Annotated in this window: 21 protein-coding genes, 1 pseudogene and 1 CRISPR repeat array; of the genes and pseudogenes, 7 read left to right on the top strand and 15 right to left on the bottom strand. The window is 37.4% G+C overall.

The annotated features are described in order from the left end of the window. Positions 1-128 precede the first annotated feature (128 nt). Positions 129-828: direct repeats of the CRISPR family, unit length 32 nt; unit sequence GTCGCACTCTATGTGAGTGCGTGGATTGAAAT. Positions 829-985: 157 nt separating this feature from the next. The 5 genes from ABE099_RS00235 to ABE099_RS00215 all read right to left on the bottom strand — a co-directional run bounded on the left by ABE099_RS00235 (position 986) and on the right by ABE099_RS00215 (position 6,083). Further along, on the bottom strand, positions 986-1,495 hold the full coding sequence (locus ABE099_RS00235; RefSeq protein ID WP_430026496.1) for a VanZ family protein: 510 nt from the start codon (positions 1,493-1,495) through the stop codon (positions 986-988). Between the two features lie 181 nt (positions 1,496-1,676). Continuing rightward, positions 1,677-3,659: a hypothetical protein gene (locus tag ABE099_RS00230; RefSeq protein WP_430026495.1), complete on the bottom strand. Its 1,983-nt coding sequence runs from the start codon at positions 3,657-3,659 to the stop codon at positions 1,677-1,679. Next, positions 3,634-4,536, bottom strand: a complete 903-nt coding sequence (locus ABE099_RS00225) for an ABC transporter ATP-binding protein (RefSeq protein ID WP_430026493.1) — start codon at positions 4,534-4,536, stop codon at positions 3,634-3,636. Before ABE099_RS00225 ends, ABE099_RS00230 begins: the two co-directional genes overlap by 26 nt. Next, on the bottom strand, positions 4,523-4,984 hold the full coding sequence (locus ABE099_RS00220; RefSeq protein ID WP_430026492.1) for a GntR family transcriptional regulator: 462 nt from the start codon (positions 4,982-4,984) through the stop codon (positions 4,523-4,525). Before ABE099_RS00220 ends, ABE099_RS00225 begins: the two co-directional genes overlap by 14 nt. Before the next feature lie 202 nt (positions 4,985-5,186). Further along, on the bottom strand, positions 5,187-6,083 hold the full coding sequence (locus ABE099_RS00215) for a hypothetical protein (protein WP_430026490.1): 897 nt from the start codon (positions 6,081-6,083) through the stop codon (positions 5,187-5,189). Positions 6,084-6,279: 196 nt separating this feature from the next. On the opposite strand from ABE099_RS00215, the gene ABE099_RS00210 reads away from it, so the two are divergent. Continuing rightward, a complete protein-coding gene (locus ABE099_RS00210; protein ID WP_430026488.1) occupies positions 6,280-7,392 on the top strand; it encodes a metallophosphoesterase in 1,113 nt (370 codons plus the stop codon). Positions 7,393-7,447: 55 nt separating this feature from the next. On the opposite strand, the gene ABE099_RS00205 is transcribed toward ABE099_RS00210, so the two are convergent. After that, on the bottom strand, positions 7,448-8,971 hold the full coding sequence (locus ABE099_RS00205) for a serine hydrolase domain-containing protein (RefSeq protein WP_430026486.1): 1,524 nt from the start codon (positions 8,969-8,971) through the stop codon (positions 7,448-7,450). Positions 8,972-9,183: 212 nt separating this feature from the next. Beyond that, positions 9,184-9,735: a hypothetical protein gene (locus tag ABE099_RS00200; RefSeq protein WP_430026484.1), complete on the bottom strand. Its 552-nt coding sequence runs from the start codon at positions 9,733-9,735 to the stop codon at positions 9,184-9,186. A gap of 366 nt (positions 9,736-10,101) precedes the next feature. Between ABE099_RS00200 and ABE099_RS00195 the strand changes: the two genes are divergently transcribed. Both ABE099_RS00195 and ABE099_RS00190 read left to right on the top strand, forming a co-directional pair. Next, entirely contained in the window at positions 10,102-10,365 is a 264-nt protein-coding gene (locus ABE099_RS00195; RefSeq protein ID WP_430026482.1) for a CD3324 family protein, read from the top strand. A 176-nt stretch (positions 10,366-10,541) separates the two neighbouring features. Then, on the top strand, positions 10,542-11,432 hold the full coding sequence (locus ABE099_RS00190; protein ID WP_430026480.1) for a GNAT family N-acetyltransferase: 891 nt from the start codon (positions 10,542-10,544) through the stop codon (positions 11,430-11,432). 114 nt (positions 11,433-11,546) lie between these two features. Here the strand turns inward: ABE099_RS00190 and ABE099_RS00185 are convergent, their stop codons facing one another. The 3 genes from ABE099_RS00185 to ABE099_RS00175 form a co-directional block, all read right to left on the bottom strand. Further along, positions 11,547-13,463 (bottom strand): beta-glucoside-specific PTS transporter subunit IIABC, encoded by a 1,917-nt coding sequence (locus ABE099_RS00185; RefSeq protein WP_430026478.1) that lies wholly within the window; start codon positions 13,461-13,463, stop codon positions 11,547-11,549. 131 nt (positions 13,464-13,594) lie between these two features. Next, on the bottom strand, positions 13,595-14,440 hold the full coding sequence (licT, locus tag ABE099_RS00180) for a BglG family transcription antiterminator LicT (protein WP_430026476.1): 846 nt from the start codon (positions 14,438-14,440) through the stop codon (positions 13,595-13,597). A gap of 455 nt (positions 14,441-14,895) precedes the next feature. Then, entirely contained in the window at positions 14,896-16,197 is a 1,302-nt protein-coding gene (locus tag ABE099_RS00175) for an MFS transporter (RefSeq protein ID WP_430026475.1), read from the bottom strand. 140 nt (positions 16,198-16,337) lie between these two features. Between ABE099_RS00175 and ABE099_RS00170 the strand changes: the two genes are divergently transcribed. Further along, a complete protein-coding gene (locus tag ABE099_RS00170; RefSeq protein ID WP_430026474.1) occupies positions 16,338-17,210 on the top strand; it encodes a hypothetical protein in 873 nt (290 codons plus the stop codon). Between the two features lie 489 nt (positions 17,211-17,699). Here the strand turns inward: ABE099_RS00170 and ABE099_RS00165 are convergent. The 3 genes and pseudogenes from ABE099_RS00165 to ABE099_RS00155 form a co-directional block, all read right to left on the bottom strand. Continuing rightward, positions 17,700-18,677, bottom strand: a pseudogene (locus ABE099_RS00165) (alpha/beta fold hydrolase); the annotation flags it as partial. Between the two features lie 278 nt (positions 18,678-18,955). Then, positions 18,956-19,663, bottom strand: coding sequence for a purine-nucleoside phosphorylase (gene deoD / locus ABE099_RS00160; protein WP_430026472.1), 708 nt, complete (start codon positions 19,661-19,663; stop codon positions 18,956-18,958). 63 nt (positions 19,664-19,726) lie between these two features. Continuing rightward, the gene (locus ABE099_RS00155; RefSeq protein WP_430026471.1) at positions 19,727-20,584 is read right to left on the bottom strand and encodes a LysR family transcriptional regulator; all 858 of its coding nucleotides are present in this window, start codon (positions 20,582-20,584) and stop codon (positions 19,727-19,729) included. Between the two features lie 159 nt (positions 20,585-20,743). Here ABE099_RS00155 and ABE099_RS00150 point away from each other — a divergent pair, with 159 nt between their 5' ends. After that, entirely contained in the window at positions 20,744-21,706 is a 963-nt protein-coding gene (locus tag ABE099_RS00150) for a DMT family transporter (protein ID WP_430026470.1), read from the top strand. A 117-nt stretch (positions 21,707-21,823) separates the two neighbouring features. Here ABE099_RS00150 and ABE099_RS00145 read toward each other — a convergent pair whose 3' ends face one another. Together ABE099_RS00145 and infC are read right to left on the bottom strand one after the other, a co-directional pair. Continuing rightward, positions 21,824-22,735, bottom strand: a complete 912-nt coding sequence (locus ABE099_RS00145) for an alpha/beta hydrolase (protein ID WP_430026469.1) — start codon at positions 22,733-22,735, stop codon at positions 21,824-21,826. Positions 22,736-23,044: 309 nt separating this feature from the next. Beyond that, positions 23,045-23,560 (bottom strand): translation initiation factor IF-3, encoded by a 516-nt coding sequence (gene infC, locus ABE099_RS00140; protein ID WP_430026467.1) that lies wholly within the window; start codon positions 23,558-23,560, stop codon positions 23,045-23,047. A 370-nt stretch (positions 23,561-23,930) separates the two neighbouring features. Here infC and ABE099_RS00135 point away from each other — a divergent pair, with 370 nt between their 5' ends. Together ABE099_RS00135 and ABE099_RS00130 are read left to right on the top strand one after the other, a co-directional pair. Beyond that, positions 23,931-24,698, top strand: a complete 768-nt coding sequence (locus tag ABE099_RS00135; protein ID WP_430026465.1) for a DUF4253 domain-containing protein — start codon at positions 23,931-23,933, stop codon at positions 24,696-24,698. Positions 24,699-24,710: 12 nt separating this feature from the next. Then, the gene (locus ABE099_RS00130; RefSeq protein ID WP_430026463.1) at positions 24,711-25,226 is read left to right on the top strand and encodes a hypothetical protein; all 516 of its coding nucleotides are present in this window, start codon (positions 24,711-24,713) and stop codon (positions 25,224-25,226) included. The last annotated feature ends 100 nt before the right edge of the window (positions 25,227-25,326 follow it).

Genomic DNA, 25,326 nt, shown 5'->3' with positions numbered 1-25,326 from the left:
GCACCTCAAGCCCCATAAGGGATTGTAGCGTTTTGGTCATTTTTTAGGTATAATTAAAACGCTTACATATTTCCTTCGCGCTTTTGCGGCTTAAATCCCTTGTGGCACAAGGGGTGAAAAGTGCCGCTGTCGCACTCTATGTGAGTGCGTGGATTGAAATCTCCTAATCAATATCAATTAATTTAATCCACACAAGTCGCACTCTATGTGAGTGCGTGGATTGAAATAGGGTTTCGGCAGCTTGGCTATTTTGAGTCATAGTCGCACTCTATGTGAGTGCGTGGATTGAAATCTTTGAAAAAGTTAATCATGTCATCCCACATACTAAGTCGCACTCTATGTGAGTGCGTGGATTGAAATCTTTACCATTTCCTACTCTCGTGCTTATAGTGCTGTCGCACTCTATGTGAGTGCGTGGATTGAAATCCAATTTAAGCGGCGTAGTATGATTGCATCAGGCGCGTCGCACTCTATGTGAGTGCGTGGATTGAAATTGGTGTTGGTTTTTGATTGTTTTTTTCAACTCTAGTCGCACTCTATGTGAGTGCGTGGATTGAAATCGAGGATAACAAAGCCCTCTTTTACGTATTGTTTATGTCGCACTCTATGTGAGTGCGTGGATTGAAATATCATCTTACGCGGCTGAAACGTACCCGTCGGATGTCGCACTCTATGTGAGTGCGTGGATTGAAATATTATAATCACCATCCCAACATTATTAATAAATAGTCGCACTCTATGTGAGTGCGTGGATTGAAATAAAAGATATAGTTGCTCCTATTTTATTTGAGATGTCGTCGCACTCTATGTGAGTGCGTGGATTGAAATCTTAAATCGCTTATAGTCATAAGCTTTGGAGCATGTCGCACTCTATACGAGTGCACAAATTAAAATAGCAACAGCCTCCACTGAATCTCTCATGACAATTCAGTGGAGGTTGTTGCTATGAATTTCTGTACCCTATAAAGTTTAAAATCAATCTTCATTACATATTACTCACCACAATAACCGCTAGCACAACCACCATCAATGTTGTCCCAATCCCAGCAAGTACATTAATAAATCTCTGCGCTTTTAATCTATCTTTGAAAATTTTCACAAGCCCAAAGTAAATAAGTAAACCAACGATACCACCAACGGTATTGTTAATAATATCTGTAATATCAGATGCACCTACACGCAAAATATATTGGAAGACTTCACATAATAAGCTGACTAAAAAGAATAGGAAGATCTTACTCCCTGCCGACCATTTTGGACAAAGGATTCCTATGTAAATGCCAAGCGGCATAAAAATAATGACATTCATTATGATTTCACTGAAATCTAACTTGTTATTAAGTACAAGCGATTCGTTAAATGGGATTAGATTGATACTCCTCATGAGACCTAGATCCTCAAACGATAAGCTTAATTTAAATAAAATAATCCACACTAATGCAATTAAATAAATAGTAAAGAGAAGCTTGGTCACTTTCGTTACTTTGTCTTTCATTTTGCGCCTCCTACAGCTAATTAAATATAATCCCCTTAGATCACATCATAAAATAGGCTCTGTATAACAAGCGTATCTTGATGTTGAACATAAGGGGATTCCTTTTCATATCTCTAAATTTTATCTCTTTGTAACTCTTTCTATATCTCTATATTTTCTATCCGTTTTTTATTTTTTGCCCCTAATTAAACAATCCCTTTAAAGCTGTAGAGGCATTTTTTTCTCTTACCATCGTATATGCTTCTTGACCATTTTTAAGCTTTAGGGCTACATAAAATACTTGCTCACCACGGCTTTCAAATGTACGACTATTGCGGTTTAAAATCTCAGAAATAATAGCTTTATCCTCAACAGATATTTTTTTTATATCTTTCATTTTTACCTTTACATCATCTTTATGAGGATAAGTATATCCTGGCGTTTTTATAGAGACCAAAGCAATATCCGCAGACTCGACTTGTTCTGGTGTGACTTCAATACGCTCTGATAATCCTTTTTCCTTTAACCAAACACGGATCTTGTCAAAGCTAGACTTAATCTCACCTGACCAATCATTGCTATCATAACCATGACTCATTGAAATACGGGCTATTGGAGCAATATCATTTGATTTTAAACTTGCTGGCTGAGATAAAATCTCTTCCTTTAATAGCTTTTTAAACTCCTCCATTTCCTGCGGGTCACTGATTACAATTATACGTTCGGGTATCAACTCTGAGGTTAAAGTAATACTTCTAATTACATAATCAAATTCATACAATCGATTTTCATTATATTTGTAAGCATCTGTATTGTAGACTGCCAACAGCTCTTGTTCAAATTTGCTTGTTGGGAAATTATAATTTCTAATTAACTCTCCCCCATCCTTAAGCTTATAACGGATAGAGATCATCTCATTTCCTTTTGCCTCATATCTACGGCTAGGTGTTGGGAAATCAGTTTCAATCAGTTTCTCATGTAATTGATGAACTGCACTCATATACACTGGGTCATTAGAATATTGCTTTGCCTCCCTTCCCGTCCTTGTGTAATTATCCAAATAAAAATAAGGATGCCCCATACTTACACTCTCGATTTGCGCTAAAGCAGGAACTTTACTTGAGTAGCCATTCCAACTTGCAACAGGGATATACAACATCAGCACTGTTATAGTTCCGTAGATTAAAACTCCTTTGGATAAGACACGAAATGGAACTAGCCATGTTTTCAGAAGAATCATTTCCGCGAGTATTAATCCTATTAATCCACCAATGATAGAACCTACCACAGTCCAAGCAGATATCCAATTCGTCCACTGGATTGAAAAATATTCTTCCATAATTAACGCTGACCCAAGCATCATCACAATCCGAAATAGGGGCTTTAAAAATTTAAAAGCTATCGCTTGTGTCGCATTTTCAACCTGACGAAGCTTATATAAACCAAAAGATAGGGCTGTAAATAAAATAGTTAGACCAAAATAAATTAACAATAAAGTTAAGTCTGGCGCAGGATTCCCTAAATTAGTCATATAAATAAAGGGGGATATCACTGCATTGTCAAAGCCTAGTCTATCAGCTACATAATACCCTTTTAAATAGAAGGATAAATGCTCTTTAATTAAAGCACTCATTAATGCTGGAAAGATCAAAAACGCATAAGTAACAATTCCTTGTAGGATCGATTGCCCTATACATACACCTACAAATACGGTGAAGCTGAACATAAATAAAGTAAATATGCTAACAGCTAAACCCCATTCTAAAATGATTAAACCAGAAAATTCATAATATAATGTAGTGACGGATGATAATATGGCGGTAAATCCTGCAACAATCCAAATCGGGACTAACAGCATAATAATACCTGAAATTAGATTTGTGCTTAAAATATGCTGTCTCCGAAGGGGTAAACTATGAATTAAGATTGACTGCTTATTCGACTGAATATATCGAAGAATAAAAATACCCGCAAGTACAGGGAAAATTAGAATCATTAGCCCTTGGCCTGAACCATTTACTTCAAATAAACTTGAAATCGATATCCGATTTTCAGCTGTTCTCCCCAACATATATAAAGGCGAAACAAATAGTAAAGCTAGCAAGTATAAAACACTAATCCAGCCATGTTGCCTAAAATTTTGAATGAGGATGCTGCGATTACAATATAAGCGGTGTGACGTCATAACCTACATCCTCCATTTCATAAATGAATATTTCCTCTAACGTTAATGGTAAAATATCTAGCACATAAGGTTTATAGTTTTGAAATTGTGCTTTGATTTGTTCTCGCTCACCTTTTGCAATGTACAACACAATACTCCCCCTTCGCTCTGAATGTAGTAGGTTGAGCTGTCCTTGTATGGCATCTGCATCCTGTGGGTTACGAAAGGCAACTTGGATTTTGTGTGTATCTGCCTTGAGATCATCCAATTCCTTCTCCACAATCATTTTTCCCTTATGCATAATCCCGACATGGTCGCACAAATCTTCAATTTCCCGTAAATTATGTGAGGAGATGAGTACAGTGAGTTCTCGATCTGCTACCTCTTGGAACAATAAGTTTTTAATTTGCTGACGCATCACGGGGTCAAGTCCATCAATGGGCTCATCCATAATAAGCAATTCTGGATTACAGCTTAACGCTAACCAAAAAGCTGCTTGTCGTTGCATCCCTTTAGACATACGATGTAGTTTTTGCTTCGGATCCAGCTTAAATATTTGACCAAGCTCATGGAAACGTTGCTCACTCCAATGGGGGTAAATCTGCTTATAGAAACTACTCATTTGTAAAATTGATGACTGCGGAAAAAAGTACGGTGTATCCGCCATAAACATGATCTTCCCTTTTAACTCTATGTTCTCAAATACATCCTGCTTATGAATTTGAACGCTACCATTGTCTGCGCGATATATACCTGCAAGCACCTTCAGCAAGGTTGTTTTGCCCGCGCCGTTAGAGCCTAACAGGCCATAAATTGAGCCTTTTCGTATATGAAGACTGACTTCATCTATAGCTCGCTCTTTATCAAACGATTTAGTGAGCTGATTAATTCGAATCATGAGGACCCTCCTTTTCCTTCTCTTTATCTTTATCTTTATCTTTGTCTTTTTCGTTGTCTTCTTTATCTGTGTGGCTTTCCTGCACTTGCTTTAACGCAGCTTCAAAAGCTTGAGCGACATCCTGATGATTTAATCCCGAATAGCTTGCTTCCGCAATCAGCTTCACAAATCCAGCTTGTAATTGTATCAACATCTCTGAATTTTGCCCTCCCGTATATTCAGCCACAAAGCTTCCTTTTCCTTGCATGGAATAAATATAGCCCTCTCGCTCCAGCTCTCTATACGCCTTTTGAATTGTATTTGGATTCACTGTGAGTTGGGTTGATAAAGTACGTACAGATGGCAACTGCTCATCCACCTGAAGTACGCCATATACGATCATTTCTTTAATTTTATCCATCAACTGCTCATAAATCGGCTTCCGACTCCGTACGTCAAGTTCAAACATGTTGTCCCTCCCTTCTCTTATTGTGAAATAAGTGTATTAACTGTATTACTATTATTAGTACAGTTAATACACTTTGTCAATAAAAATATGTACTCCTCTTGATTAGATAACATACATACCAACTAAAAAAAGACGGCTAAAGGCACATAATCTGTACCTTTACCGTCTTACTTTTTTTAAAATTAGGGTTATTACTTTCCCATTAGGATTCTTCATTTTTTTGAATTTTAGAAGGGTTGTTTATTTTATAAGCAACAGGATGCTTTGTTAACTTTTTAGCTACAATTTTAGCCTCAAATGTGAGTACGTCACCGACTTCCAACTCCTGTTTTTTCATGGTGGCACTATGGCTTGACCAAGCTTCGCCAATCAATAGCTCAGGTTCAATCACCTTCACCTCTTCGTAAATAATCACCTCATCCTCACTTTCCGAGAAGTGATTCGGAACCGTTGTAAACTCAGCAACCTTTGCACTCATTTTCACCTTGTCCACAGGTAATTCCAGCTTGGGTTGCTTCGCTTTTTTAACCTTACCTTCCTTGGCTTCCTTAGTTTGTTTTGGCTTAATAATTGGCTCCAAGGATGCTATCGAGGACTCATCATCTTCTGGAAAGCTAATATCAACAACACCCTCTAAAGGCTCTACAGATGTGTCCAGAAAATTTTCAATTCCTTCCTCTGTCTTAGCGACTGCATCTAAATCAATCTCAGCAGCTTCATCACTTATCGCTTCATCATCTACTGTTTTATGGCTGATTACTTCTTCACTAATTCCTTCATCACTAGTTGCCTCATTATCCCTTGATTCACTACCCGTCGTAGTGTTTTTATTGCCATAGCTCGCCGCCTGCATTTCCTTGAGATAAGAAGGATGAATGAGGTGAAGTCCGCCTGTCTCCAGTTTAATAACTGTCGTAATGTCATCCACATACCCAACAATTTCACAAGCTATATTTTTCCCTGTCCCTTTATGATAAAAAGCTTTCATTTTTGTTGCTTTAGGGGTGACTAAGCCCCATTCCTTACATTTATCTATCGCTTCCGCTTCATCTTCAAATGCAATATAATCACTTGGTGTAATCCATAATGGCTTTGACATGGAATCATAATCCCACCTTTCTTCGTTATTTTAACATGTTTACATACTGAACTAAATATACAGTGGAGCTGATTTAAACTCAAAACTTGAGAAATCACGTCTAAACATGATACTTTAGTAAGTAAGCATAATAAAGTAACAAATATGAACGACTATTTATTTGTATGTATTTTTTTACACTTAGAGGAGCTGAAATATGTTTATCCTGATTGGTCTTGTTTTTCTACTTATTTATGGGGTTCTCGTCTTTTATATCGGCTGGAGTGGCTGGCGATGGATGAGACCTGTTGTATCTGCGAGATTTAAGCTATTTTATATCGTGATCATTTCATTTCTTGCTATATCATTAATATTAGGCAGAGTATTTGGGAGCATTTCCATTTTGTCGATGATCGGCTCCTATTGGTTAGCGGTGTTCTCATTACTACTACTATTGTTGCCTATTGCACATCTATGTATTTGGTTATCTCGGTTAACCCCACTGCCTAGACATCGCGTACAAAAATGGGTGGGATTTATTACGTTAGCAACCTTACTGTTGTTACTTGGATACGGTTCCTATCAGGCGTACAATCCAGTTGTAAGGGAGTATAACCTGCATATTAATAAAAAAGTGGATGGGTTAGACCAATTAAAAATTGTGATGGCATCTGATATGCATTTTGGTCTATTATCAGGCGAAAATCATGCTAAGCGGATGGTATCTACGATTAATGAGCTACAACCTGATCTTGTATTATATCCTGGAGATATTATTGATGATGATTTAGATGCGTATCGTAATCGTGATTTTGTAAAAATCTTAAGTGGTGTAAAAGCCAAATACGGTGTCTTCGCTTCACTTGGCAATCATGATAAATACGATGGTCCTATTCAGAACATCATCGATACACTGAAGCAAAGTAATATGTCTGTATTGTATGACGAGAACATTACGATTAACGACCAGTTCACCCTAGTTGGACGCAAGGATCGTACAGAAAAGGATCGCAATCCACTTTCCTCGCTAATGGCAGGCATTGATAAGTCTAAACCACTTATTTTGTTAGAGCATCAGCCGTATGAGCTAGACCTTGCAAATGAAGAAGGGATTGATCTTATGGTGTCTGGACATACACATCGGGGACAAATTGCACCTGCTCATCTCATTACGAAGGCAATTTACGAAAATGACTGGGGTTATTTACAAAAGGGTAATATGCATTCAGTTGTCACCTCAGGATATGGATTTTGGGGACCCCCTATTCGTCTAGGGAGTCGCTCAGAAATCGTACAAATTAATATTACATTTGGTGAAGACAATATTTAATTTCGATTATACTTTGTAATAGGCTTAGTAAATAAAGCAGTTGCTTCTAGCTGCTTTATTTTTTTGTTTTAGGAAACAACCCAACAAGCAGAGCTACACCAAGCCAACACATTATCATAATAAAAATATACTTTATACCCAAATATAGTGGAAGTAATGTCCACTGGTATCCATTCAGATATAAAGCTAGACCAATAGCTAATAAGCATCCTGTTCTAATGGTTACTATAATTTTCCTCTTCCTTGTGTGTTGTGTAATAAATCTCCGTTCTCCTTGTGCACATTTTTTCACAAAAAATATGAGATATAACCCTAACAATAAAGCTAAAATAGCCGTAATTAATAAATATGTATTTCGATGTGAGGTCCTATTATAATGTCCTTTTGGCTTCTCCCCCGTTAAATATTCTAGCCATTCATTATAGATCGCCTCTCTAAGCTCCGCACCATTTTCACTGTTCGTCAAAATAACTAGGCCCTCTAAATCAGCTGGGACATAACCATAAAATGAATGCCAACCCCGATTATCACCATTGTGATAAAGAAGCCTTTTTCCCGTTGACAGTGGTTTAACAAAAATACCTAGAGCACTTCCTCCCAAAACCGGCTGCTGCATTTTAGATATAAGCTCATTAGAAATAAATTGTGTTGGTGCTTCTGCACTTGTATTTCCTAATCGCATACCCTTGATCATAAATTTCATCAGATCCTGTGTAGTCGTAAATAAACCCGCAGCAGCTTGCTCTGTGAATCGATATTGGGGTATCTCATTATTAAAATAGCCGTATGGAGTTGCCAATTGTCTCTCTACCCTTGAGAACTGGAAGGAGCTATCCTTCATGTCTAAAGGATCTAATATATATTTTTGCATGTATAACTCAAAGGACATCCCCGTTACCTCTTCAATTACAAGCTGAAGAACTGTATACCCGCCACCAGAATAAATAACCTCTGTACCTGGCTCTGTCTCTATAGTAACTGGATTAGGTGATGAGCCTTCTCCTGATAAGGACTGTTCTAATGAAGGAAGCTTATTAGCTAAGCCAAGATATCCATGGACGCCTAATCCTGCTGTATGACTTAATAGCCTTTGAACGGTAACCTCTGCATGATTGAAGGGCGATTTCGGTAAATGCCATCGTGTCAAATAATGATGTATAGGTTGATTCAAGTCTAACTTCCCCTGCTGCACAAGTTGCATAATTCCCAAGGCAGTTAAGCTTTTAGAGATTGAAGCAGCTTGAAAGGCAGTATTGGATGTAATCGTCTGCTTGTCCTTAAGGTTTGCATAACCATAGCTTAAATTATAAGCCATTTTACCGTTATGAATGATTCCAATAGTTACGCCAGGTACACCATATTTGTCCTGTAATTCTGGGACAAGCTGATCAAGCTGCCTTTTAAATTGCTCAGCTGTCACATTACCTACGTTACCTGCTGAGGCATACACATTTGTAGCCCCCCAATAAAAGGCTCCTAACAAAAAGGAAAATGAAATTATGAAATAAATAAAGGATTTTTGATATGTATGAACTATTTTACTCTTTATCACTGCTTCCTCCTGTGCCACAATCGTCATACTTTAGGGTAATACTTTAGGTAAGCATACTTTAATTGATAGCAAATTGCCCTTCATTGACATGACAAAAAATAAAGTAACCTTACATTATTGTCATAAGGACAAGAAATTAAGTTAAAAAAAGATGCATAGTAGAAAAAATCTCTCAGTACCATGCATCGATGCAAATCAAACTGTATTCACTTAAAAATATTTTTTTCAACATAAAAATGTTATTCCGAAGGGGATTGGTTTAACAATTTAATTAAATCTACTAATTCTCTTGCTGAAGATGTGCCATAGCTAAGTGCTGTATCGTTCTTAATAAGTTCATCTAGCACGGTTTGAATTGGAATCAACTTCACGGATGAATTCTGAATATGCTCCAGTTCATTTTCATCCTTCACCTTCCCATGCACAAACCAATACTCCCATTCTACACCTGGAACAAGGCTTTCTCTTATTTTACGTTTTTTATCTGAAGTGAATTTAATTTCTGTCCATGCCTTGACACTTGTTTTTAAGCTGTCTGAGTTACGTAGCTTGGAGCTAGTTTTAGACTTCACACCTAGCTTTTCCATTTGTGACTTCGTTAGCTTGCTAATATAAGTGACAGGACGAACACTCACCTGTACTTCGCAATGCACATATTGCCAACCTGTTTCTTCATGATAACGAACTGCAAGGAAGCTAATCTCATCAAGCTTGTCTTTGATCCCTCTGATGGTGAAATAACCATTTTTGGAAAGCCATTCTTCCACCAAAGCTTCTGCCTGTAGCGCCATTATTATTCCTCCTTATACGTTAACGTTGTATTCATGAGACGAAAATATATTTTCATTTACTATTCGCTATTTTTTAAAATTTTCCTTTAGATTTCTTTACTACTTGTAGTGATTTTTATATTTACTTATTATTCTCCTCATGATACTTTGACTATAGGATATAAATACTCAATTTGTCTCAAGGAGTTGAAAGATATGTATAACCTATACCATGTATGTATCGGATATGTGCAGAAAGCTCTTCATGCAAAGCCTATATTAAGATGAAGGCGATACTTTGCATGAAGTAACTTAACACCATCGCCACTTCATTCTTGGTAAAAGCTTTGTACCTTATTGCACTTTTAAAATAAGGAGCTGGCAAGAATGAAATATTTGAAAGCAGATGAGGTTTTACCGACCAAACTTCTAGCGGAACTACAAAAATATGTTCCGAGTGGTTTGTTATATATTCCTACCCCTAAGAAAGACCATAAAAAGTGGGGAGAAGCAACAGGTAGCCGCAAAATTATAGCCAATCGAAATGTTCAGATTAAGCAACGCTTCAAAGCGGGTGAAGGAATAGAACAGCTTTCGAGTAGTTTTTATTTATCCGTAGAGAGCATTAAAAAAATTGTATATAGTAAATAGACAAAATAAATAAATAATAAGTGAAGCCTGATAGAAATTAATATTTCTGTTGGGCTTTTACTTATTTGAGGTTTTTCGCTATTTAGGTAAAGTATATTTAAAAATAACCTTTACATATTTTTGGCTCCTACATTGTTCCATAATGTTGTTATCCAATAATTATGGAGGTTTTGTTTATGCAAATTCATTTTAGAAATAACTGCAAAATCGTTAACTTTGGTGAGGACTATTATAAAATTAGAGACTTTCTCTTAAAGCTAAACCAACCCAACTTTTCTTTTGGCAGATGGGATTGGATGGTTACACATAGTGACCTTGATCAATCCGCAATAAGTAAGATTGGAGTATGGGAGCATGATTCAGAAATCGTGGCACTAGCAACATTTGATTGTGAGCCTGGGCAAAGCTACATTTATACTCTAGACGGCTACAAGCATTTAAAGCCAGAAATGTTAACTTATGCACAGCAACATTTGTGTACGAAGGAGAAATTTGAAGTTTTAATTTTAGACTCTGACTATGAATTTCAAAATAGTGTGGCTACTGCTGGCTTTATCGCTTCACAAGGGAAACAAGAAGAGGCAATTTTACCTATCGATTCACATCCATTAAGCTATAGCTTGCCGGATGGCTTTAGAATCACAAGTATGGCAGAAAATTATGACTTGACTCAGTATGGGAGTGTTCTTTGGAGGGGTTTTAACCATGAATTAGATGGAGAAGGACCTTTTAATCCTTCTGAGGAGCAGTTGATTGCTTTACAAAATGAGATGAAACGCCCTAATGTAAATCTCGATTTAAAAATAGCCGTTGTGAATGCAGATGGGGAGTTTGTAGCCTATTGTGGGATGTGGTACGATCCTCAGTCCCAATATGCCGTCGTTGAACCTGTTGCAACTGATCCAAACTATCGTAGACTTGGTTTAGCAAAAGCAGCAGTGTTAGAGGGCATTCGGAGATGTGGGGCGCTTGGCGCAAAAGAAGCCATCGTTGGCTCCACGCAGCAATTTTATTATAGTATTGGTTTCCGTCCTTATCAGACCTCTAGCTGGTGGATAAAAAAGTGAGGTTAACAATATAAATTATACATGAAATTTTCGAGTAGCTAACAAACATAAAACAAGCCTCTAATTCCACTTGTTTAAGGTGGCTTAGAGGCTTGTAGCTTTTTAAATTACTTTTTAAATCACGACAGTCAACAAGTCATCTTGTAGGTTTACCGTTTTCTTATCGGTCTCAATAACATCAAGATAATTAGCAGTGTTAGAAACAATGACTGGTGTTGTTAAAGTGTACCCTGCTTCTTTAATTGCCGCCATGTCAAATTCCATTAGTAATTGACCTTTTTTAACGGTATCTCCTTGTGCTACTTTCGCAGTGAAGTGTTTACCTTTTAGTTTTACAGTGTCTTTACCCACATGGATCAGAATATCTACCCCGTTGTTGCTTGTTACGCCAATGGCATGACCAGAAGAGAACAAGGAGGTAAGTACACCATCTACTGGTGAATATACTTTTCCTTCGCTTGGCTCAATGGCAACCCCTTTACCCATAGCACCAGAGGAGAAAGCTTCGTCTGTAATTTCACTCAAAGCTTTTACTTCACCTTTAATTGGGCTACTAATTGTTTCTTGTGTAACTAGTGTTTCACCTTTTGTAGGACCATTGTTGTTCGTTGATTTGTTGTCTGTTTCTTCGTCATCCTTAAAGCCTGCAAAAAACATCATCAAGAATCCTAATACAAAGCTCACTACAATTGCGATAATCGCGCCCCATAGGTTCATATCTATACCTTTAGGACCAATATAACTCGGAATACCGAAAATACCTAAACCACCAATAATGTAACCTTTAACACCAAATCCGCCAATAATACCTCCACCTACTGCGGCTGCAATACAGCTTATAACAAATGGTTTCTTTTTAGGAAGCGTAACCCCGTAAATCGCTGGTTCAGTAACTCCAAAGATACCGGAAATAAATGCTGGGATTGAAATTGATTTTAGCTTTTGATTTTTAGTTTTCAACAGAATTGCTAACACTACACCGATCTGTGCAAAGGATGCACCAAATGTCGCAGCCAGAATCGGGTCATTTTTTAATACAGCAAGGTTATTCAGTGCGATTGGCACAAGTCCCCAGTGTAAACCAAAAATAACGAAAACTTGCCAGAAGCCACCAATTAAAATACCTGCTACAACAGAGCTTAAGTTATAAACCCATAACAATCCTTGTCCTAGCAATGTACCTGCCCATGTCGAAATTGGACCAATCACGATTAAAGATAACGGAACAATAACTAGCAATGTAAAGAATGGAACTAAAAATGTTCTAACTACACTCGGAACTACTTTTTTAAACATGCCTTCGAGCTTAGAACCAACATAAGTTGAAATCAAAATCGGAATTACGGTTGATGAATAACCCATCAAAATAACTGGAATCCCTAAAAACGTAATATATACTGGAGATTGGAAAATCGTGCCTTCAAACAACGTGTATAACGGTGTATTTGAGGGATCCATTAGACCTGTGAACGAAGGATACACAAGACTCGCACCAATCGCCATCCCAATAAATATGTTCATATTAAACTTCTTCGCTGCAGTATATCCTAAGAAAATTGGGAAGAAGTAGAATAGACAGTCACCAACTGCGTTCAAAATTTGATAAGTACCATCTGTTTTGGTTAACCATCCCAGTGCTTCAAATAAAGCGTTAAAACCTTTAATCATCCCTGTCGCGGCAAGTACACCTAAGGTTGGTGCAAATACACTCGAAATGATATCGATAAAGCGGTTAAACAAGCTCATTTTTTCTTCAGAGCTATCATTCTCCACTGAGCCATCACTGATTCCAGCAACACTTGTTACTGCTGCATATACTTCTGATACATGATTCCCGATAACAACCTGATATTGACCACCACTTTGAATTACAGTTACGACACCATCCATATTTTTAAGAACATCTGTATTTGCCTTACCTTCGTCTTTTAGCTTAAACCGTAAACGAGTTACACAGTGAGTTAAGCTATTTACGTTTTCTTTGCCACCAACATTGCTTATAATGCTTTTGGCTAAATCCTCGTATTTCATAGGAATCCCTCCTGAAGTAATAATGCTACTTATAATATTTTATAAAAAAGGCGAAACCATACATTTCAGACCAATGACTTAATCTGAAAGGTGGTTTCGCCTGCGTTACCAGTAACGATCCGTTATTTTATTTAAGTGTCAGTTTCCGTGTCCCGATGAGTAACCCGATGTACATGAATGGTGAGGTATAACTTCTCATCGTCTGACAGTTCAACCTTTAAATACTTTTCGATTTTAAGCATACAGCTATAAGCCTTTTTATATTTCGCCTTGACCTGCTTTAGCAAAAAATCGTCTAGGGAATTCACTTTCTCCCTTTTATTTAAACGCTGAAAGAAAAATTTCAAGTGGGTTACAAATCGCTCATAGCTGATCGATTTTTCATCAATCACAATATTGTAAGAATACTTAATGATATTAAATATATCTTGTATTTTTTCAGCTTGTTTAGCAATATCAGCGATTTTTCCATTGTGGCTGTTCATCTGAGCATTAATGAAATGCATCGCGATGTTGCCCGCCTCATCCTTCGACAATTGCCTACCTGTCATTTCTTCAATAAATTCAAGCGCTTTGCTTCCTACTGCATATTCTTTAGGATAAAACTTCTCAATTTCCCACAATAACGGATTAACATTGATAAAGCCTTGGTCCAACAGTTTAAATGCATTATTGATATGATCTGTCAGGGAAACATAAATATAATCGCTCAAATGTACATCTAAAATATTTTTTGCATATTCAATAATGTCATAACATAACTCTACATATTCTGAAGGTACATCCTCTAGCAGTAATTTGAATTTTTCCGAAGCATCCTTTTGCTTGAGAATAAACACTTTTTCGATTAAATCTTGTTGGACTAGGTCACCTGCACTTTTTTTAAATGCAATTCCACGTCCCATCACAACAAATTCATCTTTATTTTTATCCTTTGCTATGATCGCATTATTATTAAACACTTTCTCGATAATCATTTGAGCGCCCCCCCTTTACCTATTATTCGTTTTAAGGATAGGATTTAGACATTGGGCGTAATCACGTTTGCACACCTTCAAAGTCAACTTTAACCAAATGATGAAAACGTATACATTGTAATGCGGACAAATAATAATTTTCATCTACTTAGCCATTTACACATCACACACCCCTCGGCAAAATGTTTACCGGTTAAACCTGTACGGCATATATCAGGGATAAGAAAAAAGGCAAAACCCAAAACATGTTTCATTGTGAACATGCCCTGGGTTTTGCCTTTTCAGTAACAATCCCACACTTAGATTACCACTGTTTTTTTTATTTGGCAAGCATAAATGTGTGCGCTTCCATATTTTTTTTGATACTCACTACTTTAAGGCGAATTTTAGACCCTAAATTGGAGATATTCAGGAAGATGGAAGAGGGTTTCCCTCCTCCAGTTCATTATTAATTATTATTCTCCTCCTACTCGTAACCCCAACTTTGTCCCTCTTTCCTTTACCTTGCCAACTACTTGTATTATTGCCATCACAACTGAGACCACAAACAAGACTGTAATGGACACCATCGGGGAGGTGGTGCTAGCCACTGTAACAAAAACTAACGTAGATAACGGGGCAATGCCAACAAGTATTGTATTAATAATCCCAATCGAAGTGGCTAGATTTTCTCTAGCTACAGCACCTACAATCCATGCAGAGAGCTTCGGGATCGACACGCCAACTAAAAATCCAACCGGTATTAGAAATACACATATAATATAAATATTTTGTAGAAATAAGGTTACAAAAAAACAAACTAGTGCAACAAGACAGCTAAAGGTAATACTTTGGAGGTTATAATTTTTAAGCATTGGTACGCCAAATACTCCACCTACAGACATACTTACCGTGATGACAGCACCAACAATTGTGACAGTTAAACTATACGAAAAAATGATTAGATTTACATTACCAGCAATCATCATTTGCAAAATAGGTGTAATACTAGATAATGCCGTGTTAAGCATTAAAATGGAGATGATGATCGGTAGCAATTGCTTTTCTTGCTTTAAATATTTGAAGCTTTGCTTTAACGCTAAAAGGTATCCAGTAGATTGCATAGACTCGGCTGATTGGCTAGATTGGACTATGTCATCACATTTTGGGAGTTGCCTTCTATACAGAGAGTTATTGGTCTTGAAAAAAAATAGCAAAATAAGCACCGATATAAAAAAGGTCGAAGCATTGATAAAGGCTAATTGGGCATAAGAAGCAATAAATAATAAGCTAACCCCGATAAACTGAGCAATCAAGCCAACAATTTGGGCAATTCCTGTCATAAATCCTGATGCAATAGGGTAATCCTTTTCTCCAGTCACTTCTACTGTTAAGGGTGTCGTTAAGCCACTGGAGTAGCTACCTAATGTATCAGACACAAAATTTAATATGACCGCAATGATTAAAATAGTCCACTGTGATAGCTCTAGCGTAAAGGTCAAGCCAATAATGAGATACATAAAGCTACGGGCTATACCTGAAATTAACAAGTATCGACCTCGATTTACGGTAGAATCCGCCTTATACCCTGTAAAGGTAGATAACAAAGGAGGAAGTAATTCTGAGATCGACACTAGACCAATCGCAAGATTGGCATGCTCAAATGTACTTACAAACGTAATCAAAGCTAAATAGTAAAGCTTATCACCAAAAACAGAAAAAATATTAGCTAAAGACAGTTTTCTAAAGCTAGCATTTCTTAAAAATAAATGCATCATCATTCCCCATTTCCATCTTGTTTTCATTCTCGTTTTTTAAAATTAACATCATTAATAAAAATTGTGATATTATTTTCGTATACGAAAATGATAAAGACACTTTTCTGTAGATGTAAATGATCTAATATGGAGGAATACAGGTGGAGATTGGAAAAGCATTAAAGCATTTTAGAACAATGAAAAATTTACGGCAAGCAGACTTTGTGCACGGGGTTGTTTCTGTTCCTTTTTATTCTAAGGTGGAGCATGGGGAGCATCGTATTAGTGCAGAGGATTTGTTTGATATTTTGAGCAAAAATGAGATTCCCATCGAGACGTTTATGAATGTTATTGCCTCCTATCAGGTTGAGGATCATGAAGCACAAATGCGCCAGCTCATATATCAGCATTTCTATAATGGGGATATTAAGGCGTTAAAGAAGCTACTAAAGGATACTCAAAGCACAAGCCTTCCTACCCCATCCTTATGGATTGCTCAACTAAAAACGACGATTGCAAATTTAGAAGGAACATTTACACAATTGGAGCAGGTCGAAATTGACCTTATTTATGAAGAGATCATTCGCATAGAATCGTGGACACCCTACTCATTAATGTTATTTGCCAACACGTTATATTTATTTCCTTTTGAAAGGGCAACCTTATTGATCCAAACTATACTACGTCCGAAGACATTACAGCGGCTAAATAAGGATAACCGAAGCAAGCAAATTATTTTAACAATTTGTTTAAACTATATTGCTTTATGTATAAAGCATCATAAACAAAATGAAATAAAACAGCCCTTGCAAGTATTGAGGGATGCCCCTAACCTGCCTGAGCTGTTTTTTTATAAAGTTATGGCTTTATTTTATGAGACACTATTGCAAAATGATCGATCAAATGAAACATATCATGTAAATCGCGGGAATTCTGATAACATTAAAATGATCACAGATTTATTCCAGCGTGTAAATATGTCACCATTTGCAAAATCACTGATGCAATATTACGAAGATTATATTAAGGAATAACTATTGGATTGGCATGAAGGCAACCTTCCAAATACCATCTTCATCCTGAACCATTTGAAAACCGGCATCCTTATCGCCATCTTTTTCATATTTAATATAACCTTCATAATCACTAGTAGACACAAAGGAACCTTTTTCAATGTTTTTAAAAAGCCGTTTGCTGTTTTCTAGCTCATTAGCAAGACTCGATTTATCTTGTTTTTGTAGATCTTGCTCATGCTCTTCCTTTGTCCATTGCACATGTCCCTCTCTCGTCGTATAAAGGAAATACTGCAAATCATGTTGCTGGTCAAAGCTCGCCTGAACATACAGCTTGGCAACACTAAGTGGTTCAAGTCCGATTAGCTTTTGCTTATCTAACTTTTGAAGCAGTTCATCATAAACTTGTTGCTCGGATTCAGTTAATAAGCTACTTTCTAGATTGTTAGTTTGGTTAGTGTCAGCATGGTTATTGTTAGCATCTTTGCTGTTAGTACCGCTAGTAGTAGCATCGCTAATAAACGCTCTTACCTTTTCGGCAATTTCTTTAAAATGAGTACGATGGACGTAATGTCCTGCTTCTAATAGAACCATCTCTCCATGGTTAGATTGCTTCACTTGCTTCTCATGCTCAGGAATCCAACGATCTGTTGCTGGATTGTTAGCTTGCACAAAAAATAATAACGGTAAATGATTAGGAAAAACTAACGTTTCAGCGGCAGTAAAGTTAGCATTCATATGCTCTGCTTCGTTTAATTGCGTATTATTATACATATTTTTGCGGATCAAAATATTGATTTGCTGTTTTGTAGCTTCATCATAAGGAAGTCCCTCATATTGGTCGTCTGACAGCTTTAATTGAATACGATGGAAACCCAAGTCTCGGAACCATTTAATTGGAGTTGTCACCGATGAGTCAATTTTCTGTTCTTCTTTTAGCGCTGGAACACTGCTATCTAAGCCTACAAACGCTTTTACTTCATTTGGATACTGATTCACATAAGCTAAGCTATAAATGCCAGAAATCGAATGTCCCATCAAAGTATAATTGTTAATTTTCAAGCTCTGTAATGCCTCATGAATTTCACTTACGATGTTTGCCGTGGTACGTTCTTTATCGGCCTGATCACTTAAACCATATCCAAACGGTTCAACCACAACCACTTTATAATGAGGGGTTAGCTCATCGATCAGTGGCTTAAAATCAAGCACAGGGGAAGCTGTTCCAAATCCAGGCAACAAAACAATAGTTTCCTCCCCCTGTCCCCCAATAAACACATTCATCTTTTTGCCATCTACAGCAACCTGCTGACCATAAGGCTCCAGCCTTTTTTGCTCTGAAGCGGCACTAATTTTATTAACTGCAAACACGATAGCTATAAAAAGTAAAATTGCTATGACGATACCTGCGATAACTTTAAGCAATATATTTACTACTTTTTTTGCCTTTTTCCCTCTAGAAGTTCCCTTATCTGCTGTGTGAATCAAATGTAATCAACTCCTGTTATAACAAGTATATTAACCTATCAGGCTGTTATGTAAATGCTACAGACTTATTTGCTTAAGGCTATTATTTAAGCTTACCGAACAAGGATGTTCTCTAAATGACGACAATATGAACAGAATATGAACTAGGATAAAAAAATAACGCACCCCCACAGTGAAAATCAATTCACATTCCTCCAGTAAGACTTAATCTTAATTGGAAAATGCTCATGATGTATCGTGGTGATGCGTCGATTATGGTCTGTTTTTTGTTATTTACATTATAGTGAAGCTGCTGTAGCTAATGCCATTTGAATCATATCGTTAAAGGAGGTTTGACGTTCCTCAGCGGTCGTTTCTTCTCCTGTAATAAGATGATCACTTACTGTAAGAATTGCTAGGGCATGTACACCAAATTTAGCCGCCAAGGTGTAAAGTGCAGTCGTTTCCATTTCTACGCCAAGTACGCCGTAATCCATTAGCTTTTGGACATAGGTCTTATCATCACGATAAAACATATCTGAGCTAAATACGTTACCTACTTGCAATTTAAGCCCTCTCGCTGTACCTTCATCATAAGCTGCCTTCAGCAAGGAGAAATTAGCGATAGGTGCATAATCAAAGCCACCAAAGATGTGCTGATTCATACTTGAATCCGTACAGGATGCCTGTGCTAAAATAACATCTCTGACGTGTACATCCTTTTGCATCCCGCCACATGTTCCAACGCGAATTAAGTTTTTCACTTTATATTCAGAAATTAACTCGTTTACATAAATGCTAATAGACGGAACGCCCATGCCTGTTCCTTGTACAGAAATCTGTCTGCCCTGGTATGTACCAGTAAAACCTAACATGCCTCGAACCTGATTGTAGCACGTTACATCCTCTAAATACGTTTCCGCGATATATTTTGCACGTAACGGGTCTCCCGGAAGCAAAATTGTATCTGCAATTTGTCCTTGTGTAGCTCCAATATGAACACTCATGTTGGTACCTCCTTAAATTTTGCTTGCTTTACTAGCTAGCCGTGTTAAATTACTGTTGTTAATTTACCTTGAGTTGCGTTGTTTAATCATGTCAATAAAGGCTTGAATCGTGCTAGTTAAATAAATATCCTTGCGATGAATAAATACCGTCGTAATTTTGCGATAAGATGCAGGAACTGGGTGACAGAAGACAGCGGATGAATCCGTTAGATGAGTGACTGCGGTTTTTGGCAAAATCGTTAAGCCAATACCAGCCTGTACTCCAGCTAATATCATATCAAATGTACCAAATTCCATGATCCGTTTAGGAATAATACCTGCATCCTTCAGCCAGCCTTCTAGCTTTTGACGGTACCCACATCCCTTATTATATAATAACATGGGCTTTTGCGTAATTTCTTCTAATGAAAAATGTTTACTTTTAGAGACAAGCACAAGCTCCTCCTGAATGACCTCATGCTGTTCAATGAATGGATGCTGAATTGGTCCAGTTACAATGGCACCATCCAGCTCACCACCTAATACCTTTTCAATTAAATGATTGGTAACCCCACTTTGTATTGATAAATCCACATCTGGATATTTACTACAATACTGGGACAAAAGCGTTGGAAATATACTCACCGTTTCTACAACACCAATATCCATAATGCCCGCAGGCTGTGATGTACTGTGAAAATAACGTTGCATTTCATCAAAGGCGGTTAAAATCGTTTTGGTATATTCCAACAACCGTTTGCCTTCACTATTTAAACTAACTCCCCGTTTATGTCGATCAAATAATGGCGTCTTTAGCTCTTTTTCTAGTAGCTTAATTCTTGCTGTTACATTGGACTGCACATAAGACATCTCCTTGGCTGCCTTGCTAATACTTGCATGGTTCGCAACCACCTGAAAAATACGTAAATCATTAATATCCATGCTACTTCCTCCCTTACTCACTCCCGTTTCTATCTAGATATCATCATAAATGATTAAACAGATCATTTTCAATCATTTTACAACTGTGATTTATTTCCTTATGATTAGTTGCAGGTCTTCAAATCGGAATAAAGTTAACAGGAGGAAGCACAACAGATTATGACATCAAGACGGCTTATTTTAGGGGCGATTTTTTGCTTAATTGCAAGCATTTCATGGGGGGCAATGTTTCCAGTTGCACATGTGGCACTAGCGCATATTGACCCATTTTATTTTTCATTTATTCGGTACCTCGTTGTAGGGATCATTTTAGCGGTCATATTAGGATTAAAGGAAGGAAAAAAAGCATTTCGCTTAGAAAAAAGAGGGCTTATGCTAACGTTTTATGGCAGTATGGCCTTTACGGTTTATAACATGTGTGTGTTTATGGGGCAACATATGGCAGGGGAATCGGGACCCATCTCTGCTTCAATTATGGAAACGATGATGCCGATGATCTCTATTGCTTTTTTATGGATCACAACGAAAAAGGCACCTCCATTTTTTACGATTATTAGCATTGTGATTGCTACGCTTGGTGCATTTCTAGTTAGTACTCGTGGGGATTTAACCTTTTTCTCGAATGCTGCTCAAAATGTGTTTCCACTTTTATTTATTTTTATTGGTGTAGTTGGCTGGGTTATTTATTCTATGGGAGGTTCACGTTATAGTGATTGGTCAATCCTTCGTTATTCGACATTGACTTGCTTGCTTGGCTCCTTGGTTTCCTTTGTCATTATTAGTATTGGTACAGCTATAGGTGTGCTGAATATCCCTACCCTTCAACAGCTAGGAACCATTAAATATGAAATGAGCTTTATGATCTTATTACCTGGCTTAGCGGCTTTATTATGCTGGAATGCAGGTCTCAAGCTGTTATCACCAATTAACGGAATTTTATTTATTAACTTTGTACCTGTAACTACGTTTTTAATTATGGCACTGCAAGGTTATCATATTAATATGTATGAATTATACGGCACATTGCTGATCATTTTTGCTTTAGTCTTTAATAATTTTGCGGGTCGTAGAAGCCATGTCCTCCAGCCTAAGGTGATTAAGCCTCAGCAAATGAGTGCGTAAAAAAGTTAAAATAAAACCGTTCTTTAGCTTAGGTTCGTATATCAGAACATACCTACTGCTAGGAACGGTTTTTTATTGTTTGTGCAAATTCTACACACGTTAAGATGATGCAATGAGTTATACAAGATAGCGTTTTAAATGGTCAATCATCATCTGCCAACCCGCTACCGCATCCTCTTTATCGCTATGTGTAAACCCATGATAGGAGTTTTCAAAGCATTTATACGTAAGTTCCACACCTGCCTCAACCAGCTTATCTCTAAATCCCTCTTCCTCTTGGAGCAAGGAATCGTGACCTGCTGTTAAAAGTAACGTTGGTGGGAATGTTTTCAAGTCATTTAGTGGTGCATACAAGGGTGATACTAATGGATTTAGACGTTCTTCTTTTTCCATCGTATAGCAAGCATCAAACATTCTAGCCATTTTAGGAGGTATTGCTCCCTTTGGTTGTGGCTTTGAATAAGCATCACTATGTAAATCTAGCGGAGGATAGTCCAAAATAATACATTTGAGATTTAGTTCAGGTTCAGGCGCAAGTGCATCCTTTAAGCAAATCGCCGCAGTAAGATTCCCCCCTGCACTATGTCCACCCACCGCAATATTTTCAGGATCAATCCCTAGCTGATCGGCATGTTGCTTCGCATATTTCACGACTGCATAACATTCATTAAGCGCCGTAGGAAATACAACCTCTGGTGAAAGGCTGTAATCGATACTAATAATTTTAACGTTGGCTTGGTCGGCCACATTCATTAAGTAGGGATCATCCATCTCAGGACTACCAATTACAAACCCCCCACCATGGATATTAACAAATAAAGGAAGCTTTTGTTCTGACTCCATATTGTAAGTAAGTACTCTAACTTGTCCTACTTCTGTTGGCAAAAACAACTCCTTGCCTGCTGGTTTTTTGCTTGCATTACTACCTGCAGGAGAAAAGGAGGAGACTAGTCGAAATAATCGTGCCCTTTTCTTCAGTTGCTCTCTGGAGTATGTTTTTTCCTTTGGAATTTTTTTATTTCCAGCCATTTTTCACAACCTCCATTGTATAGTTAAGGACTAAATTTTATTTATTTTAATCTCTATTTTAATTTCTATTTATTTCCACTCCTATTTATATTCATTTTAATTGTTTTCGTTTTTTTGGCTTCTCAATTTCTTGTTATACAATCTCAAACTAATATAATAGAGCAATATGCAAACAACTAAAGCTCCATTTCGATACGATGAGTAAGCATCCATAAACCAAATAATTGACATGCTTACTATAAGATATACGACGGTCATTAATAATTTAACTATATTCATCCAGTTCCCTCCTATCATCTAGTCAATTCATTATACAGGGTTTACCTTCACCGTAACCCCTTTGCCACTCTGCTGAATGCCTGTTTCCTTTTTCCCAAATGGAGCAAGCTCCTTTAACAATTCCTCTAGCGTTTCCTTTGCCTTGATGCCTTCTTTGCCTTTGGCTGCGATAACAATTTGTACAGGTTTTCCCGCTTCTAGCATTTTAATGGCTTGTCTCTTCTTTGTATCTAAATCATGCTTTTCAATATTAGCAGTCAACCTAATCTCCTTCACCTTCACTTTAGAACCTTGTGCTCCAGAACCCTTGTGAGATTGTTGATTTTGCTTTTGTTTTGACTGTTGGCTTGTTTTCTCTTGCTTCGCAGCTCCCTTTTTCATCAGCTTACAAGGAGGTGGACTAGACATTAGAGAAATACATACTAGATCTGTTTTATGCTTACGTGCTAATTCAAGCGCATCTGTGGTACGCATAATACCTAAGTCCTCTCCGTTGATGCCTGTTAGCTGAACCTCACTCACTCGAATTTGTTCATTTATAATCATAAGTAACACTCCCTTAACACAAACTAGTTTCTAACTTCTAAATAATGGGTACATCTACTTTAGCCATTTATATTATTGTTATTATAGTACACTAATCGTCCTGTTGGGGATAACAGGCTTTATTTACAACCTTTCATTCATAGAAATACTTAATATTTACATAATATTTTAGGCTCAATCTTGAAATCAGTGCTTGACAACCACCCCAAACTAGCGGAGAGTCAGAGCGATTCTGAAGATTGTCTTTATGATTTTAACACAATCGTAAGAACGCTCTGGATCGTAGCTTCTAGCTCATGTCATTGTCAAATACAGATTTATAAATAGAGCCATATTTACAAATCTAATATCAAATGATGGAGGTTCAACCATGCCTGAAAGTTTAATGAAGCATCTTACCTATGGCAATACAGCAATCATTCACCAATCGCAATTTGCTTGTCCACTCCCTCGTGTAGGCAATGACCAGCCTTTATTTATTGTTCCAGATGATAATATTTCTGAAATGCTTGAAATGTATATGGAAGAAGGAGAACATGAGACGTTAGCACAATATGTCGCACAAGGAATAGAGCAACTTGAATCTTTAAATAAGCTTAAAGTATTTCGACAAATCGCTGACTCCCACTTTCAATTCTGGGACTTACCAGAAGAAGAAAAAAACGTAGCTAATCTTTCATTTGATGACATCTACAGTATTTTCCGTAAAGGCTGGGATTCAGAATTAGTAGATGAAACGATCATCGATAGTGATCCTGTTTCTGAAACTCTTGAAGATCAGGAGTGGTTCCCTAATCCCATTGAAGGAGATTGCATTTCACTCCAGCTTCCGCTCTCAGAGAGCTATTTAAGTCCTTTATGGGTCCCTATGGGAGGATACAACGAATGCCCAACACCAATTATACAAGCGGCTATTTTTAGGGAATGGTTTACCCAATATGGGGCAGTACCCATTCTTGTTACAGAGAGTAGCTGGGTGCTTCAAGTGGACCGTACACCACTAAATGGTGAGGAAGCCTTGGCGTTGGCACGAGAGCATTTTGTCTTTTGCCCGTATGTGCTTGAAACTGGGGATTCACTAGGCCAATATGCTGACTACTTAAAGAAACAAAAAATTTGGCACTTCTGGTGGGATTGAGGTTAGATTACGATGAAAACAATCGAACAGTTTTTAACAAGTAACTGGTATCAAGCGGTATTAACTGAAGTGATACAGCTTAAACCTCATATCAAGTTTGTTGACCATGCTAGTTATGAAGCTGATTTTCTAATGACCTCCTTTAAAGAACGAAACCATGTTCTTCATGACTTTAATACATCAATACCAACAGAAGAACAATGCGTGAATTGGCTAATGGAACTTTACAACGACGAGAAGGAGGACGTCATGTCTTACGTTGTGGCGCGCTTAACCTTTAGTGAGCAATTAGATGATGATCCAGATGGACAATTTCCAGAGGGTGAAGAGCTTGCTGAAGGGGATCGTTCCGAGGTTATTGAGGTTTTAGGCTTTGTAAGATCTGTGATTGCAGATACGATGATTGAATATGATTTAGTCAAAAATCACCCTAAACAACTAACCGCATACTATAAACGTACACGCATTCCAGGTGCAGCTAAATTTTCATCTCAAATTAAAAAGCTGTATGCTTCAGTGGTGGAATAAATAAATGTAGCTAGACAAATGAGTTGTAAATAGGAGTTATAAATCAGAAAAAAGCGGCTGCTGTGCCGCTTTTTTTATTTTCAACGAGTTCATAAGGACA

The organism is Paenibacillus turicensis (genome assembly GCF_050461185.1).
GTDB lineage: Bacteria > Bacillota > Bacilli > Paenibacillales > Paenibacillaceae > Fontibacillus > Fontibacillus turicensis_A.
Note: the sequence above shows the minus strand (reverse complement) of the source record. Positions and strands in the feature narration are given on the sequence as shown.